The 565-nt window shown below is 44.8% G+C and carries 1 pseudogene; it reads left to right on the forward strand.

What is annotated here, in order from left to right:
* Window positions 1-565 (forward strand): annotated as a pseudogene (locus tag BVJ53_RS14890) (tyrosine-type recombinase/integrase); the annotation flags it as partial.

The following is a 565-nucleotide window of genomic DNA, read 5'->3' on the forward strand; positions in this document are numbered from 1 at the left end:
AAGATGACCTGAAACGTGGCGGTGATCCATCAAAGCAAGACATTCTGTTACTTGATTATTGGGATCAATGGGTTGAAGCATACCGAACCAATGGCAAGTCAATCAACACTGTATACCGTTACAAGCTTTTCAGAAAGCACCTAAAGAGCCGATTTGATGGGCGAAAGCTTAATTCTATTCGACCTATCGAATGGCAGAAATTTATTAACGATTTTGCTGCTGGCAAAGATCGCAAGGATAAACCACACGAAAGCGGCCACGTGAGCGTTCGAAAGATGTTGTTACCAAGATGAACAGCTATGTTCGTGGGATGGTAAAAGCGGCAATCAATGAACGCATTCTATTTTCTGATTTCACCTTTGGAACGAAGACATCAGGCGTGCGCTCTAGTGGGAAAGTAAAGGTGCTAGACAGCCGCGATTTCGCTAAGGTTAAAGCAATTGCTATTGAACGGGCTTCGTACCGCAATATCGGGGCGCTTGCTGTTTATATTGGCTCGATGACTGGCATGCGAATATCTGAAGTGTTGGCTTTAACTTGGCCTGACATCGATACTAAGCTCGGC

It is taken from the genome of Lacticaseibacillus chiayiensis (genome assembly GCF_004123795.1).
In the GTDB taxonomy this organism is placed as follows: domain Bacteria; phylum Bacillota; class Bacilli; order Lactobacillales; family Lactobacillaceae; genus Lacticaseibacillus; species Lacticaseibacillus chiayiensis.